The organism is Candidatus Pantoea carbekii, assembly GCF_000971765.1.
In the GTDB taxonomy this organism is placed as follows: domain Bacteria; phylum Pseudomonadota; class Gammaproteobacteria; order Enterobacterales; family Enterobacteriaceae; genus Pantoea_A; species Pantoea_A carbekii.
Genome location: NZ_CP010907.1, coordinates 814,357 through 832,300, shown reverse-complemented (window position 1 = coordinate 832,300; position 17,944 = coordinate 814,357). Strand labels below are relative to the sequence as shown.

The 17,944-nt window shown below is 29.2% G+C and carries 11 protein-coding genes and 1 pseudogene; 5 read left to right on the top strand and 7 right to left on the bottom strand.

Annotation, left to right across the window (positions count from 1 at the left end; translation table 11 throughout):
- Positions 1-475: 475 nt before the first annotated feature.
- Both dusA and lexA read right to left on the bottom strand, forming a co-directional pair.
- Positions 476-1,456, bottom strand: a complete 981-nt coding sequence (gene dusA / locus BMSBPS_RS02970; protein WP_044170061.1) for a tRNA dihydrouridine(20/20a) synthase DusA — start codon at positions 1,454-1,456, stop codon at positions 476-478.
- Positions 1,457-2,622: 1,166 nt separating this feature from the next.
- Entirely contained in the window at positions 2,623-3,237 is a 615-nt protein-coding gene (lexA, locus tag BMSBPS_RS02965; protein WP_022564119.1) for a transcriptional repressor LexA, read from the bottom strand.
- 396 nt (positions 3,238-3,633) lie between these two features.
- Between lexA and plsB the strand changes: the two genes are divergently transcribed.
- A complete protein-coding gene (gene plsB / locus BMSBPS_RS02960) occupies positions 3,634-6,063 on the top strand; it encodes a glycerol-3-phosphate 1-O-acyltransferase PlsB (RefSeq protein ID WP_046201161.1) in 2,430 nt (809 codons plus the stop codon).
- 267 nt (positions 6,064-6,330) lie between these two features.
- On the opposite strand, the gene rpoH is transcribed toward plsB, so the two are convergent.
- Both rpoH and ftsY read right to left on the bottom strand, forming a co-directional pair.
- The gene (gene rpoH, locus BMSBPS_RS02955; protein WP_022564116.1) at positions 6,331-7,188 is read right to left on the bottom strand and encodes an RNA polymerase sigma factor RpoH; all 858 of its coding nucleotides are present in this window, start codon (positions 7,186-7,188) and stop codon (positions 6,331-6,333) included.
- A 772-nt stretch (positions 7,189-7,960) separates the two neighbouring features.
- Positions 7,961-8,878 (bottom strand): annotated as a pseudogene (gene ftsY / locus BMSBPS_RS02950) (signal recognition particle-docking protein FtsY); the annotation flags it as partial.
- Positions 8,879-9,390: 512 nt separating this feature from the next.
- Between ftsY and rsmD the strand changes: the two are divergent.
- A complete protein-coding gene (gene rsmD / locus BMSBPS_RS02945) occupies positions 9,391-9,978 on the top strand; it encodes a 16S rRNA (guanine(966)-N(2))-methyltransferase RsmD (protein ID WP_044169944.1) in 588 nt (195 codons plus the stop codon).
- A gap of 477 nt (positions 9,979-10,455) precedes the next feature.
- Here rsmD and tusA read toward each other — a convergent pair whose 3' ends face one another.
- Positions 10,456-10,707, bottom strand: coding sequence for a sulfurtransferase TusA (gene tusA, locus BMSBPS_RS02940; protein ID WP_046201160.1), 252 nt, complete (start codon positions 10,705-10,707; stop codon positions 10,456-10,458).
- Between the two features lie 195 nt (positions 10,708-10,902).
- Between tusA and BMSBPS_RS02935 the strand changes: the two genes are divergently transcribed.
- Positions 10,903-11,562 (top strand): 7-cyano-7-deazaguanine/7-aminomethyl-7-deazaguanine transporter, encoded by a 660-nt coding sequence (locus BMSBPS_RS02935; protein WP_044169943.1) that lies wholly within the window; start codon positions 10,903-10,905, stop codon positions 11,560-11,562.
- Between the two features lie 279 nt (positions 11,563-11,841).
- Here the strand turns inward: BMSBPS_RS02935 and asd are convergent, their stop codons facing one another.
- On the bottom strand, positions 11,842-12,954 hold the full coding sequence (asd, locus tag BMSBPS_RS02930; protein ID WP_022564112.1) for an aspartate-semialdehyde dehydrogenase: 1,113 nt from the start codon (positions 12,952-12,954) through the stop codon (positions 11,842-11,844).
- A gap of 205 nt (positions 12,955-13,159) precedes the next feature.
- On the opposite strand from asd, the gene BMSBPS_RS02925 reads away from it, so the two are divergent.
- Positions 13,160-13,753, top strand: coding sequence for a YhgN family NAAT transporter (locus BMSBPS_RS02925; RefSeq protein WP_022564111.1), 594 nt, complete (start codon positions 13,160-13,162; stop codon positions 13,751-13,753).
- Positions 13,754-14,017: 264 nt separating this feature from the next.
- On the opposite strand, the gene lysC is transcribed toward BMSBPS_RS02925, so the two are convergent.
- The gene (gene lysC, locus BMSBPS_RS02920; protein WP_022564110.1) at positions 14,018-15,370 is read right to left on the bottom strand and encodes a lysine-sensitive aspartokinase 3; all 1,353 of its coding nucleotides are present in this window, start codon (positions 15,368-15,370) and stop codon (positions 14,018-14,020) included.
- A 694-nt stretch (positions 15,371-16,064) separates the two neighbouring features.
- Here lysC and pgi point away from each other — a divergent pair.
- A complete protein-coding gene (gene pgi, locus BMSBPS_RS02915) occupies positions 16,065-17,711 on the top strand; it encodes a glucose-6-phosphate isomerase (protein ID WP_022564109.1) in 1,647 nt (548 codons plus the stop codon).
- Positions 17,712-17,944: the final 233 nt, after the last annotated feature.

Genomic DNA, 17,944 nt, shown 5'->3' with positions numbered 1-17,944 from the left:
AAAGTAAATAGTAATGTTTTTTGTTTAACCTTAATAGCAGGAATACATAATTATAATATCCATTGTACATAAGTAGATACAAGTTAAGACTATGTTGTTTTAATTTTATTTAATTTAAGAAATAGACATTTTTCTAAAAAAATCATAAGTTAATTTTTAAACATTTAAAGTTAAAATTGATTTTAAAATAAAATACGTAACTTGAAATAAAATATAGTGAATTTTAAATAAATCTGAGTTCAAAATTTATTAATCATTATTAAACATAATATTATTAATATTACTATTTCAATTACTCTCAAAGAGAGATAATGGGAGATTGATACAGACAGACATTTTACATCATTACGTTGTGATTATCCATTTAATTCAATTTTAATCGTTAGATAAGAAATGATATAAGAAAATGAATTACTATTTAGAACATTATTAAAGAGAAAAATTTAAATACTATATTTTATATGTTATTATAGTATTAAATAGAAATTAAGGAAAGTGCTTTTTCTAATACTTCAATATCAGCATCTGGTTTATATGCATTTTCATTTAAATAATGCTTCCACTTTCGTGATCCAGGAATTTTTTGAAATAAACCTGTCATATGGCGTGTTATATGACCTAAACATGTACCCTTTGTTAATTCTGCTTCAATATAAGGATACATAGAACGTACTATTGTAATCAAATCAAGTTGTACTGTATTGCTGCAATTAAACAATACACGATCTACTTCAGCTAAAATGTACGGATTTTGGTAAGCTGCACGTCCTATCATTACTCCATCTAAATACTGCAGATGTACCTTAGCTTCATCTAAGTTTCTAATACCTCCGTTAATAGAAATAGTTAATTTTAAAAAATCACGTTTCAGCTTATATACACGTGAATAATCGAGAGGTGGGATTTCACGATTTTCTTTTGTACTAAATCCAGAAAGCCAAGCTTTACGTGCATGCACAATAAAATTATCACAACCGCCTTTTTCGGCTACAATACTAACAAAATCATAAAGAAATTTATAACTATCGCTATCATCGATACCAATACGAGTTTTCACTGTCACTGGTATGCTAACTACATCGCGCATCGCTTTAACACAGTCAGCTACAAGCATTGGTTCACCCATTAACGAAGCACCAAAATGACCTTTTTGTACACGCTGTGAAGGACAACCTACATTAAGATTAATTTGATCATAACCACGAAGTTCAGCTAATTTTGCACAATATGCGAGTAACGCTGTATTACTACTACCTAGTTGTAATGCAACAGGATGTTCCTCATCATTGTATGCTAGATAATCATTCTTAGCATGCATAATGGCATTAGGCGAAATCATTTCAGTATATAGAAGCGTATTTTTGCTAAGTTTACGAAAAAAATAACGACAGTGGCGATCTGTCCGTTTTAACATTGGAGCAATAGAAAAACGTTGAGAATAAAAGGTATTTTTCATAACATTTGATACACAAGAATATACAGATACTGATATATGAAGTATATCATTCATATTAAGAACATGAAAGATAACGTTGCTGAAGTAGTTATTATCTAAAAGATACTGGCATATTGCTTATCATGCAATATAAAAAACGATTCGAAAAATTGACAAGATCACACGTTAATTTGAAGACATGACTTATACAAATAACATTACTTTGTAATAATTATAGTAAACCCTTAATTACAGGAAATGCTGAAATTTTATATCTTATCTAAGTATAATATTTATGATATTTTAAATTAATTTGCGTTACATTAATCCATTGACTAAATTGCAAACTATATTATAGAACGATGCATTTTTACTTGAAAAAAATCTTTTTACCATTAATAAAGAGAATATAGCTATATTGTCTTTTTATTTTAATACGCTGATACATAACTTTCTTATGCTAATCTGCAACTATTATACAATCTGATTTTAAATTATATGATTGAGCTAAAAATATCATTGCTATTCTTGCTGAATAAATAGAATTTTTCTTCTACGATAGAATAACTAAAATTCATAGTATAGATGTAATGGTTATAGAAGAATACATGATACAAAAGTGAAATATATAAAATCATGTATTAAAATATTGCAGATATTCGTGAAATATACAGTATTAAAAAATTGATTTTAAAAAATCAAATCAAAAAGTTGCATTGTTGATATATATTAATAAATCTTGAAATAGCTTTTTAATGTTTTTTACTCTACTCAACCTATAAATATAATAAATTAGTCCATGTTCATTCAGATCATATGCATTTAACTTCGTTTCGCTTTTATAATTTCTTTTGTCAGATTAACTTAGATAAAAATATATAAAAAATTATTAATTATAAAATTAACTTAATATTCTTTATGTTTAAGCAGGTATATAAAAATTTATTTTTTCTTGTAGATCTATAGAAGATATTTTATTAATAAAGTAATTAGATTTGAGATTTACGCATCATTTTAAATACATGAAATTAAATCTCAGTCAAAACATAATATAGAAAATAAAACTATTATAATGTACTACTAATTGTTGTGAGTTTATTAAACTAACAGACAATACTTTTTTAAAAATTAAAAACATATTGTAATCTTAATGATAGTTGTACATTTTTACTAAAAGAACTAGATATTTAAAACGTCTGATTATTACGTAAAATACCTACAGCCAAACCTTTTACGATTAAAGAACGTTTTCGAGTATCTACGATAATAGGTTTAAAAGCCGGATTTTCTGGTAAAAGATGGACAATTGAGCCTTTTTTGATCCAACGTTTCACAATTACTTCATTATCAATACACACTACTACAATTTGACTATTTTTAACATTTTGAGTTTTGTGAACTACAAGCAAATCACCGTCAATTATTCCTATATTTTTCATTGACATGCCATGAATACGTAATAAAAAATCAGCAGCTGGTTTAAACAAGTTTGCATCAACTTGATAGCGTGCTTCAATAAGTTCTTGATTGAGCAAAGGTTCACCTTTATCAGTCTGTCCAATCAATGGTAATCCTCTTTCTTTTTCTCCTTGTATCAGTAAACGAATTCCGCGCGATGCACCTGAAACAATTTTTACAACACCTTTACGCGTCAATGCTTTTAAATGTTCTTCAGCAGAGTTAGGTGAACGAAAACCTAATTTACATGCAATTTCTACACGAGTTGGTGGCATACCTGTTTCATGAATATATTCACGAATGAATTCGTATACCTGCTGCTGTCTGTTGGTTAACGCTTTCATTTTACACCTTATGGTTTTTATAAAAATTTCGCAATAAAATATAAATTTTGATGGAATTTAAAGCGAAATAAAAAATATTAATTTTTCCATAAAATTTATAAAATAGACCAATTACAGTGTGTCAAATTAAAATTTTCTGTGACCGGTAGAAACAAAAAATGGTAAGATGAAAAATCGTTTCAAAGATATAAAGTTATCATTTTTAAAAAATGAGATTTTTACATTTTAAAATCATTATCATATATCATATACAGTATGATATATGATAAAAACTACTTCATTTTAAGATTTTTGACATAGGGTAGAAAACAATCAACTATTCTGCTGCATACAGAATTTTTCTGTATATTATAATGCGCTAGTCCAATTTATTAACAAGAGGTTTCCCATTTATTTATGTCAAGTTGGTATCAATTTTATTATATAATACTCAATTCATTGTTTTCTATTTATATAAAAAATAAAATTATCCCTCTGCATCTACTTCCTGAGTATAATATTGATCTCACACAACCAGTTTTATATATTCTACCTTATAATTCAAAATTTGATTTACTGATATTACAGAAACAATGTCTAAAGTATAATTTACCAGATCCACTAACCAAACTAGAGAGTCATAATTATTCATTACCATGTTATTTATTTATTGACGATAGTAACGGAATTTTTTCACATTGTTTATCTAATACACAATTTATAAAAATATTACGTGATTATCTTGATTTTTTATATTGTAATCCTCAACTTGACATACAAATAATACCTGTTTGGATGATATGGGGTCGTTCATGGAATTTTAAAATTCGATGTGAATCTAAATCTTCATATATTTTTCAAAAAATAAAAAACTTTTTTTTATTTTTATTGAATAGCTGTGATAACTACTATATACATTTTTCATCTGTTATTTCTTTACGTAAAATAATGAATAGATATAACGAACATGATCAGTTAATCATAAATAAATTAGTACGAGTAACTCGTATTTATTTTTTTCGACAACGTTTAACACTACTAGGACCTTATCTTCCTACGCGTAAAGAAATATGTAATCGATTACTTCAGTCAAAAGCAATTAAAAAAGCAATAGAAGACGAAGCTCGTAGCAAAAAAATTTTAAACCAAGCAGCAAAACTTCAAGCTATTAAAATAATAGAAGAAATTACTGCTAATTTTTCTCACCAAGCCATTCGTATTACCGATTATCTAATGGGATTAATTTTGAAATATGTCTATCAAAATATTAATGTGCATGGAGGTGAATACATACAAAAACTGGTACAAAATGGCCATGAAATTATTTACATACCTTGCCACCGTAGCCATATGGATTATTTATTACTTTCTTATGTATTATACCATCAAGGTTTATGTCCGCCGCATATTGCAGCAGGTATTAATTTAAAATTTTGGCCGGTTGGTCCTATTTTATGTCGTCTCGGGGCATTTTTTATTCGTCGTACATTCAAATTAGATAAGCTCTACTCGATGGTATTTAAAGAATATCTTAGTGAATTATTTAACCAACGTTGCCCAATAGAATATTTTATTGAAGGTGGTCGTTCGCGTACCGGTCGATTACTAAAACCGAAAACTGGTACTTTATCAATGACATTACAAGCTATGTTAAAAAATAATAACCGTTCTATAACATTTGTACCTATTTATATTGGTTATGAAAATGTAATAGAATTAAATAGTTATATAAAAGAACTACGAGGCGAATTAAAAGTTAAAGAAGGATTTATGCAAATGATAAACGCGTTATTCAAACTACGCAATCTTGGTCAAAGTTATGTGAATTTTGGTAAACCATTACATTTATTAAACTATCTAAACCAAGAAGTACCCGAATGGTATAATGCAGTCAATACTATTGAATGCCAGAGGCCAGTATGGATGACGCCTATAGTCAATAAAATTGCAAATTGCTTAATGATACGTATTAATAAAGCTTGCGCAGTAAATGCCATAAACCTATGTGCAACTGCTTTGTTGGCATCTAACCAACGTTCTCTAAGTCGCCAAAAATTACTTGAACAACTTGAATGTTATATACAACTTCTTTGCAATGTTCCTTATTCATCCGAATCAACAATATCTAACATGAGTGCAGAAGCAATGCTGATTTATGTTATCCGAATGAATATATTCACAATTAAAAAAAACAATATTAGTGAAATTATTATATTATCAAATACAAAATCTGTATTGATGACTTATTATTGCAATAATATTCACCATATGCTAGCAATGCCATCATTAATCGCTATCATTATATATAAACATGGGGAAATTAGTACGATAGAACTATTACATCAAGTAAGTTTAATATATCCGATGCTAAAAAATGAACTATTCTTACCTTGGCATAGATCTAATTTACCAATTCTCTTAAATAAATTGTGTAATGAATTAATGCGTCAAGGTATTATTACTATAAAAAATAATACGCGTTTACAGTTTATTAAGCAACGTATACAGACATTAAAATTATTAGCAGCTACTATACACCAAACGTTACAAAGATTTTTTATTACTCTTTCTATTATTAACTTCAAATGCATCATTAATAATGCCATTCTAGAAAAAGAAAGCCGCATATTAACACAGCGCATTGCTGTATTAAAAGGTATCGATGTGCCAGAATGTTTTGATAAAGTAGCTTTTACTTCATTAATTTCAACCTTACGTCATGAAGGTTATATTAGTGCGTCATCCGTTATTAACGCTCAAGGTGTACGAACCATATTGAAAATATTACGTAAACTAATGAACAACGATGTTTTTAAGATAATTGAACAAACTATACATTGCAAGTAATTATGTAGACGAAATAATGTCTTTATTTTACCTTTTTGATTTAGAATACTAATAAATGATTTTTATCTTTTATCAGGTTAATTTTACAAATCTGTTCTTTATTTGTTTGCATTGAAATCATAAGATGCTTGTTTCTCTCTTTCTTAACTTAATTAAGTTATTAGGAATTTTTATTTATATAAACAACTTAATTTAAAACTGCTTTAATTGTATATATCAAATAATAATGAAAAAAATTGCTTTTTAATCCAATCAATCTAATTTACTCTATCCTTCGATAGCTACACGTAATTTTTTCATTGCATTTTTTTCTAATTGACGTACACGCTCAGCAGAAACACCATATTTATCGGCTAATTCCTGAAGAGTAGTTCTATTATCATCATCTAACCATCTCGAACGAATAATAAATTGGCTACGTTCATCAAGACTTAACATCGCGTCACTCAGCTTATCTGCTGCATGCGAATCCCAATTGTCTTCTTCGATTCCATTTGCAAAATCAGAGCTTTTATCTTTTAAATAAAGTACTGGCGCCATAGGTTTACCTTCTACTGATTCATCATCAGCGGCTATGTCGAACGTCATATCTTGAGCAGCCATGCGAGATTCCATTTCTCTTACATCCTTACTGCTTACACCCAATTCACGAGCTACCATTTCTACCTCATCTTCATTAAACCAACCTAAACGTTGTTTTGCTTTGCGTAAATTAAAAAATAATTTACGCTGTGCTTTAGTTGTTGCAACCTTTACAATGCGCCAATTACGCAAAACATATTCATGAATTTCAGCTTTAATCCAATGGACAGCAAATGATACTAAACGCACACCAGCTTGATGGTTAAAACGCCGTACGGCTTTCATTAATCCAATATTACCTTCCTGAATTAAATCCGCTTGTGGTAAACCATAACCAGAATAGTTACGCGCTATATGAACAACAAAACGTAAATGAGATAATATTAACCTCTTAGCTGCATCTAAATCGGCCTGGTAATATAAACGTTCAGCTAGTACTTTTTCCTCTTCAGCTGTTAAAATCGGCCAACTATTAGCTACTCTTACGTAAGCATCTAGGTTGCCCAGAGGCGCAATCACTAAAGTTTGTATGTCTTTAGCCATTCAAATCCTCACAAATTCAATAGAATTTTGCATATTTCGTCTCATCAAGAAGCATCACTTAAATAAAATTTAGTTAAAATAGAATGTTTAAGATATTTTAATAATGCAATCATCGTACTTTAATATCTTTATATCAATGAGATTCGATATGAAAATAATAAAAATATTAATGAAAGCATTAATGTACTAATCAATCTTTTTATGGAATAATTTTAAAAGAACAATTATCATATTGTAAGGTATTTCTACAATTTTTTTAAAAAATCTTTTTGTAGATACAAAAATAATACTAAAAACATACAAATATAACGAAATAATTATTGTGCTTTTAGTTAAAATACAACGTTGTATAATTTCTATTAAATAGAAAAATTATCAATTTTTTTACAAATATTGGTATATTGTAATACGATTAATTATTGATGGTTATCAAACAAAAATTCAATGTACACAAATGAGAATGGCTTGTATAGACCGCCCATTGCATTGATTATTGTCCAAGAAATGAAATATGACAATAAATACATTTGAGTAGTGATGTATGATGACACGTATGTGATTGCATGTTGCACTATTGATCAATAACAAGTTAAGATTATTCATTTATCTATAAGTATTAAATTATATTTTTTAAAAATTAAATTTTTTCATACAGATATGATATAACTTTATTGTTTATTTTAAAAAATTGTATCACATTATGTTAAACATCTACTGTAACCAGATTTCTAGATTGAAAGTTCTTAAAAAACTTTTTTTGATTTATATGTTTTTAAGAAAATAGCGCTTCAATAAAATCTAACGCTTTAAATGACTTTAAATCATTAATGTCTTCTCCAACACTAATATATCGAATTGGAATTTTAAATTGGTTAGCAATAGAAAAAATTACGCCGCCTTTTGCTGTACCATCTAATTTCGTTATAATCATACCTGTTATACCTAATGCTTCATGAAAAAATTTAGTTTGATTCACAGCATTTTGTCCAGTATTAGCATCAATAGTCAAAATTACTTCATGCGGTCCATGTGTATCTAACTTTTTTATTACACGAACTATTTTTTTTAATTCCTCCATTAAGTGTAATTTATTGTGTAGACGGCCTGCAGTATCAGCAATTAAGATATCAATCTTACGTGATTTAGCTGCTCGAATAGCGTCAAAAATTACTGAAGCAGAATCAGCACCAATATGTTGCCCTATCACAGGAATATCATTACGTGTTCCCCATATTTTTAGCTGTTCTAATGCCGCTGCTCGAAAAGTATCACCAGCTGCTAAAATTACTGATTTACTTTGTTTCTGATAATAGTGTGCTAATTTACCGATGGTACTCGTTTTGCCTACACCATTAACTCCTACCATAAGAATTATAAATGGCATTCGATTGCTAATCTCTAGGGGTAAGTCAACTTTATGAAGAATATTGACGAGTTGACTTTTAAGTAAGTTATACAGTGCTTCTGCATTATGTAATTGTTTTTGATTAGCCTGTTGCTTTAGATTTGCAATGAGATCTTGTGTAGTTTCTACGCCTATATCGGCAATCAGTAGACGTTCCTCTATCTCGTTAAATAACTCGCTACTAACTTTTTTACCGCGTAATAAATTAATAAAACCTGAACCTATATTTTCTCGTGTTTTAGCCATATGACGCTTTAAACGACTAAAAAAACTTTCTTTATTAGGATGTTGTAATCCTTTTTTTAGTTTAGAACTAACCATCAATAACCCATAATTGTAAATGATTTTTAATAAAGATTAACAGATAGAACTATTAACGTCATTGTTTGTTTAACTACTTTTCATTACTTTCAAAAAAACTTTTTTATTTAGCACTTTTATTATATTTAATTTTTGAATAATCAATTTTGAAAATTCTTACAAAAAACAATAAAAAATCATTGAAATGAACTTTTTAAAAAAGAACATATATCTAATTAAGTTGTGTATGTGTTACTTTTACAAAGTGTAATTTTTCGTCTAAATTATATTGTATTAATCTTGATGTTCAAAACTAGCCTAAAAAATATATTATATTATTAATGTATCGTGCAAATCGACAAATTTGATAAGCTATCTGTATTTAAAAGAATCTAATGAATGCATTATATTAATTTTTATTAAAATTTATACAGTGGTATGTGATAAGAAAATAATTTATTATCAAATATAAAATATTTTTAAATGTAAGAATGAATATGTCTTGTAATAACAGCATTAAAAGTGGTAATATATACATCATTAGTGGTCAATGGAAAGGTCGTAAGTTGCCTGTACCGAATAATGCTAACGTGCGCCCTACTGCTAACCGCGTTCGCGAAACTTTATTCAATTGGCTTGCTCCTTATATCCAACAGTCACGCTGTTTAGATTGTTTTGCTGGCAGCGGTGCACTAGGATTGGAAGCGCTATCTCGTTATGCAGATTTAGTTACATTTTTAGAATTAAAACGTTCTATAGCACATCTTCTGATGCAGAATTTAAAGAAATTGTGTGCATTACAAGCAAAAGTAATAGAAACTAATACTCTTCAGTTTTTAAGTCAAACGAAACAAGTATCTCAATATGATATCGTATTTATTGATCCTCCTTTCCGTAAAGGACTAACAGAAAAAACTATTAGATTATTAGAAGAAACAGGTTGGTTAGCAAATAATGCTTGGATTTACGTTGAAAGTGAAGTAGAAAATAGTCAACTACATACACCTAATAATTGGCATCAACACAGAAAGAAAATCGCTGGGCAAGTAGTCTATTATTTATATAAACGTTATCAAAAAATATAATAACATTTTATATTATTCATTCCTTCTTTAGTTAAGGGTAGTTATAAAAATTTAAACAATATCTCTAATATATTGTTCTAGTATCTCATCATCGTGATGTATAAAATACAAATTTTTAATTAAATTAAATTAAAGATAAAATTATCTATAAAATTTATATTGACATAATATTTTCGTAAAAAAAGTAATGATAATATTTTATACAAACCAACATGGTATGTTCATCACCTGATGATAGTCAGATAGTCAATAGATATAACATTATTCGCAATTGTTTAAACCACATCTAACTTACATATCCACATATTTAACCAAACATATTAGTTATATATAATGCCTAAAAATTAAGGTAGTTATAAATATTTTTAATAAAATACTAGCGTATCCTTATCATCAGAATCATTTACTACATTTAGTAATGTTATTCATTGTTTACCAATGCAATTCTAGATTTTAATAAAAATTTGTATTTAACATTTAGTCTTCAATACCCTTTTGAATTAAATATTTATATGGCAAATTTTCTGTTTGTTGAACTATTAATCGATGTTTCATAAAGAGACAAAAACCAGCAATATCACGTGGAGTAGCGGGATCATCAGTAATAACAAGAAGAGTTTCACCTATTTGCATGTTACGTACGGTTTTACGCAGCATCATGACAGGTTCAGGACAACGCAAACCTAAAATATTCAATATATAGTTAGATTGAGAAAAGAAATCATTCATAAATCTTCTGCATCCGTATATTTAATCATAATAATTTATTCTAACCTACTTATTGATCCTAGAATAGTACAGTAAATATAGTCATAATTGTAATTAATATATAGATGTCTATATAAAACATCAAAATCCCAATATTAATTTTTAATATTTTGTAATATTACCTAAAATAAACTCACTTAAGTTAATATATTTAATATGATAAAGCTCTCTATATATCAGCGTATCTACGTGTTATTTTACTTATGTTTTTTACATCTTTTGGTTATTGTTTTCAGCAATTACTTAGTACAATTACCTGTATCTATTTTTGGATTGCATGCGACGTGGGGAACCTTTAGTTTTCCATTAATTTTTCTTGTAACCGACCTTACTGTACGTATTTTCCATGTATCATTAGCTCGCCGTATCATTTTATTAGCGATGGGTCCAGCCCTATGTATTTCTTATCTTATCTCCTGTTTATTTTATCAAGGTGAATGGCAAAGTTGGATAGCTTTGAAAAAAATTAATTTATTTAGCATACGTATAGCACTTGCCAGTTTTATAGCATATCTATTCAGTCAGTTTCTTGACGTCTATATCTTTAACTATATGCGGAAACATTTTTCATTATGGTGGGTTCCTCCCATTTTGAGTATGTTTTTTGGAAATATAATAGATACAGCAACTTTTTTCTTTATAGCCTTTTATAAAAGTTTAGATATTTTTATGGCAACCCATTGGATTGAAATTGCAATAGTAGATGCAAGTTTCAAAATATTAATTTGTATAATTTTTTTCCTTCCATTTTATAGAATACTTCTTACTACCATACTGAAAGCACTAACAATATATTTCAATTCATATGCAGATTGAAATTGATTTTAACAAAAATAAATACTACTTATATTTATATAATATAGAGATAAGCTAAAAGAGAAAGTTGTAAATTTTCAAAATGATAACTAATAGTCATATATATATTTAATTTTATTGCATAGAACAACTATTTTTAAACGAATTAGTATGAAAAAACCGTAAATAGCAATATAATTTGTTGCTAATATAAATTTTTTTATAAAGAAAATAGATAATACAAAATTCATATGTAATAAATATTAGATTGTTAGTGCTGAATTATTATTCTAATATCTTCTATTGGTCAAGCAATAAACGCATCATGCGACGCAGTGGCTCTACAGCACCCCATAGCAACTGATCGCCCACGCTAAAAGCAGAAAGGTATTCCGGACCCATATTCAACTTACGAAGACGACCAACTGGAACATATAGAGTTCCTGTAACTGCTGCTGGCGTTAATTCACGTATAGTAATATCTCGATCATTTGGTATTACTTTGACCCACTCGTTATGGCATTGCAGAAGTTGTTTAACTTCGTTAATAGATAAATTTTTGTTTAATTTTATAGTAAATGCTTGACTATGACAACGTAACGCACCTATACGCACGCACAGACCATCTATGGGAATAATATTTTTAGTTGAAAGTATTTTATTAGTTTCGGCCTGACCTTTCCACTCTTCTCTGCTCTGACCATTATTCAATTTTTCATCGATCCATGGTATTAAACTACCAACTAAGGGGACATGAAAATTATCAGTTGGTAAGATACCTGAACGAGTAAAATCAGTAATCTTGCGTTCTATATCTAAAATTGTTACTGTCGGCTTTTGTAATAATTTTGCTATACAGTTATCTACCATACTCATTTGTCTAAGCAATTCATGCATATGACGAGCACCAGCACCAGAAGCCGCTTGATAGGTAGCAACTGATACCCACTCTACTAAATTATTAATAAATAAACCACCTAGTGACATCAACATTAAACTAACAGTACAGTTACCTCCTACAAATGTTTTAATGCCTCTATTGAGTGATTCAAGAATGACTTGATAGTTAACTGGATCGAGAATAATTATAGCACTGTCTTGCATACGTAGAGTAGACGCAGAATCAATCCAATAACCTTTCCAACCGCTTTTGCGCAATTTTGGATAAACTTGAATAGTATAATCACTACCTTGACAAGTAATAATAATATCAAGTTCTTTTAGAATATCAATATCAAAGGCATTGTGTAGCATGCTAGGTGATGTTCTATTGAGAATTGGTATTATTTCACCTACTTTTGACGTAGAAAAAAAAGTTGGATTAATTAAATCAAAATCGCGTTCTTGTTGCATACGATCCATTAGTACAGAGCCAACCATACCACGCCAACCAATAAAACCTACATTTTTCATTTTTTCCGTCTCAGATTCTTTTAAGGGAGATTGTTATAGTAATTTAGAAGGGAAAATTCGGCTGAATTATTCATATACTGATTTAAATAATAATCACGTTTACCTACATACTTAAACTCTACAAAATACATACTTTTTATAAAGTACATTATTCAATTATTCTATTTTGCAGTAGTAAAATAACTTAAAGGATGGTTCACAACAAATGAATGAAATGATATCTGCAACTATATTACTGTTCTTAATTATGGATCCATTAGGTAATTTACCGATATTTATGTCAATTCTGAAGCATCTTGCTCCTAAACGTCGTCATATAGTGCTTATACGTGAAATGTTGATTGCATTAATTTTAATGATTTTATTTTTATTTTCTGGAGAATATATATTAACTTTTTTAAACTTACGTACAGAAACTGTATCGATTTCTGGCGGTATCATTCTTTTTCTAATTGCAATCAGTATGATTTTTCCTTCAAACGAAACTAATAGCAGTGGTTTGCCAGCCGGTGAAGAGCCTTTTATTGTACCTTTAGCAATTCCTTTAGTAGCAGGCCCGTCACTTTTAGCTACTTTAATGTTGCTTTCGCATCAATATCCTAACCACATGATGAGTTTAGTAATAGCACTTTTAATTGCCTGGGGAGCAACCGCAATAATTCTTTTGCTATCAGGATTATTCTTACGCCTCCTTGGTGAAAAAGGGGTCAATGCATTAGAACGTTTAATGGGTCTAATCCTTATTATGCTAGCGGCACAAATGTTTTTAGATGGTATTCGAATTTATATGAAGCTTTAAAAATTTTTAACAACCTTATAACTAAGGTAGTATTTTTTGTTTAGATAGATTATCCATAATATTTAATTTTTTTATGCTACTTAGCAGTGAAAAAAAAGATTTTATCAACATCAGACTGATAATACTGCTTATCTACAGCAGTGTTACGGGGAAAGAGCAAGAGGTATTATGAACTCTCTGCTTTACAAAATTATCATATGTATAAAACTAAAAATTACAAAAGAGATAAACACTAATTCTGAAATTTTATGAGTATTAAAAATTTTAACCACCAAAGAGATTTTTATGCAATGCTCGTACAACTGCTTCGGCATCATGCGTCGAAACTAGAAAACAGAGGTTATAATTACTAGCGCCATAGCAAATCATCCGAAGATTAAACGGTTCTAATGCTTCAAAAATTTCTTTACCTACACCGCATGCTTTTGATAATTTGTTGCCGATGATTGCCACTAATGCGATATGCTCTTCTACTGCAACATGACACATCGATGAAAGTTCACTTAATAATTCCTCATTTAATAGGCTAATACCAGTGAATGTTGAACCAGTAGTGTCTAAAGTCAGTGCTATACTAACTTCAGAAGTAGTTATCAGATCAACAGAAATATTATGACGTGCTAAAATTTCAAATACCTGAGCAAGAAAACCACGAGTGTGAAGCATATTGAGGCTATGTAGTGTCACTAGAGTTTGATGACGACGCAGTGCTACAGCACGAAATAATGGTGGATTCTTAGTTTTATTACAAATACGAGTGCCACCAGAAACTGGATCTTTACTGGATCCAACAAAAACTGGAATATCACTACGTAATGCAGGTAACAAAGTAGCTGGATGTAAAACTTTAGCACCAAAGGTTGCCATTTCTGCTGCTTCTTCGAAACTAATCTCTTGAATGCGTTTAGCTTCTGGAACTATACGCGGATCAGTAGTATAAATACCTGCAACGTCTGTCCAAATATCAATACGAGTTGCTTTTAGTGCTTCACCTAGTAAAGCTGCAGTATAGTCGCTTCCGCCTCGACCCAACGTAGTAGTGCGTCCTTTACTTTCGGTACCTATAAAACCTTGTGTAACAATCAATACTTGCTCAATATAAGGAAGAAGAAGCCGAGTTGCGTTTTCTTTTATCCTAACAACGTCAGGTTCAGCGCTACCAAAACGCTCGTTTGTATACATTACTTTACGGATATCAAACCATTGCACATTTACTTCGCGTTCTCGTAGAACTTCGACAAATAATAAAGTTGACATTAATTCGCCGTAGCTTACCAGCTCATCAGTTAATGCTTGCGATGTAGCTAATGCAGCAGCATCAGATAACATAGCAATATTTTCTAACATTACATTAATTTCATTACGAACTATTTTAGATGACAGAAAATCAATAATAGCATATTGAATGCGACTGATTTCATTTAATAGATAGGAACGATGTCTTTGTTCTTGACCTTCAGAAAGAGAAACCAATAAATTGGTAATGCCAGCAGATGCAGAAAGTACTACGAGTCGCGTATTATTATTAGATAATACTATATCTGCACTATGGTTCATCGAATAAAAATCAGCAACGCTAGTGCCACCAAATTTAGAAATGATTAAAGTTTGAGACATGTAAAAAGCTCGTATCAAGTTATCTTTTTTCTGATTTTTTGGAATTGTGATAAAGATACATTATCTTACTTGAGCAATAGAAAAAAGTAAGAAATATATAGAAAATTACTAAAGAGTTCTCTGAACGTAAATCATCTTTGTAATTTTCAAACTAGAGATAAAAAGATAATAATAATAAAAAAAACAAAAGATTAATCTTTTGATCATCGAAACAGATATCAAAGTTACTTGTATATTATCCAATATTTCACTTTTCTGATATATTGGCATAATTAATTAGACACTAATTGCTAATCTTTCTTTCAATAATTATGTTAATTAAAAGTATGAAAATCATATAATACAAATATAAATAATATCTCTATTCAGAATATTTCAAGAAGAATTTATGCTCTTCTTTAATTTTGAATATTCCAAAATATAGATAAAAAACTTTTAAAAAACAATGAATTAAAATTACTGACAAACATTTTTTTCAAAATATTGAACATAGTTTCATGAATAGTATTTGCATAACTGGTATACAGCTTAATAAAATTAAAATAAAATCAGTTCTGTAAACTATATAATATTATTATAAATAAAATATATAATTATAAGCAGAATGTTTTTGTATACCATATATATTAAGCAATGTCAAAATAGTTAGATCCACTACAGCACAATAAGCAATTTTTAAGATCAGAAGGACATTATGAAAAGTATTAATCCAACTCAAACATCGGCTTGGAAAGCACTATACCAACATTATTGTAATAATATGAAATCAGTCCACATAGCTGACCTTTTTAAACAAGATATTAACCGTTTTTCAAAATTTTCTGCTACCTTCTGCGATCAGATATTAATCGATTTTTCTAAAAACCGCATTACTGAAGAAACGCTTAATAAATTACAAGATTTAGCAGTAGAAACTGATTTGGTCGATTCAATTAAATCTATGTTTTCAGCAAAAAAAATTAACCGCACTGAAGATCGTTCAGTACTTCATATTGCTCTTCGTAACCGCAGCAACGCACCTATATTGATTAATAATATAGATATTATGCCTGAAGTAAATCTAGTTTTAGATAAAATGAAAAGCTTTTCACAAAAAATTATTAGTGGTCAATGGAAAGGATATACAGGTAAAATTATTACTAATGTGGTCAATATTGGTATCGGAGGTTCTGATCTTGGGCCACATATGGTAACTGAAGCACTACGCCCATATAAAAATCATCTCTGTATGCATTTTGTGTCTAACATTGACGGAACACATATTACCGAAACATTAAAAAATTTAAATTCAGAAAATACTTTATTTTTAGTCTCTTCAAAAAGCTTTAAAACTCAAGAAACTATGACTAACGCCTATAGTGCCCGAAAATGGTTTTTAAAAAAAGCTAATATACAAGATATTTCAAAACATTTTATAGCAATTTCAATGAATGAAATTGCAGTGGAAGCGTTCGGTATCGATAAGGCTAATATGTTTAAATTTTGGGATTGGGTAGGTGGCCGTTATTCCTTGTGGTCGTCAATAGGCCTGTCAATTATTTTATCTATAGGGTTTGATAATTTTGAAAAAATGCTCGATGGTGCACATGCTATGGATCAACACTTTTCTACTGCACCACTGAAAAAAAATCTACCAGTGTTGTTAGGATTGATCGGGATTTGGTACAACAACTTTTTTGGTGCCCAGACTGAAGCTATATTACCATATGATCAATATATGCATCGTTTTGCAGCATATTTTCAACAAGCCAATATGGAGTCCAATGGCAAATGTATCGATCGTAACGGTAATACTGTTAATTATCAAACAGGTCCAATTATTTGGGGAGAACCGGGCACCAATGGTCAGCATGCATTTTATCAATTAATGCATCAAGGTACTAAATTAGTACCTTGTGATTTTATCGCTCCTGTAATCTCACACAATCCGATATCCGATCATCATTTAAAATTATTATCAAATTTTTTTGCTCAGACAGAAGCATTGGCATTTGGCAAATCAAGACAAACAGTTGAACAAGAATGTAAACATGTAGATAAATCGTTTTTAATTAGAACTAATGTTATACCATTTAAAGTATTTGAAGGAAATCGACCAACCAATTCTATTCTATTGCGAAAAATCACTCCATTCACTCTGGGTGCGTTAATTGCTCTATATGAACATAAAATTTTTACGCAAGGGGCAATTCTGAATATCTTTACATTCGATCAATGGGGTGTTGAGCTTGGTAAGCAACTTGCTGACCGCATTTTACCTGAACTAAAAAATAATAAAAATATTGCAAGTCATGATAGTTCAACTAATGCTCTAATTAATCGCTACAAAGCTTGGCGTTAACTTTTTTAAGTGTTCACTAAATAAAACTTTATAATAAATTATCTTTATCTCAAATATTAACACATTCATTTAAATATTTATTTTAACAATATATTATTGAATTATTTTATAAAAATCAATATTAGATTGGTAAAATATAAAAAAATTTTTAAACTGTATTTAATGTTAAATTTTAATACAAACTTATGATGATTTTATCAAATCAATCACATTGCTAAATCAACAAAACTCAT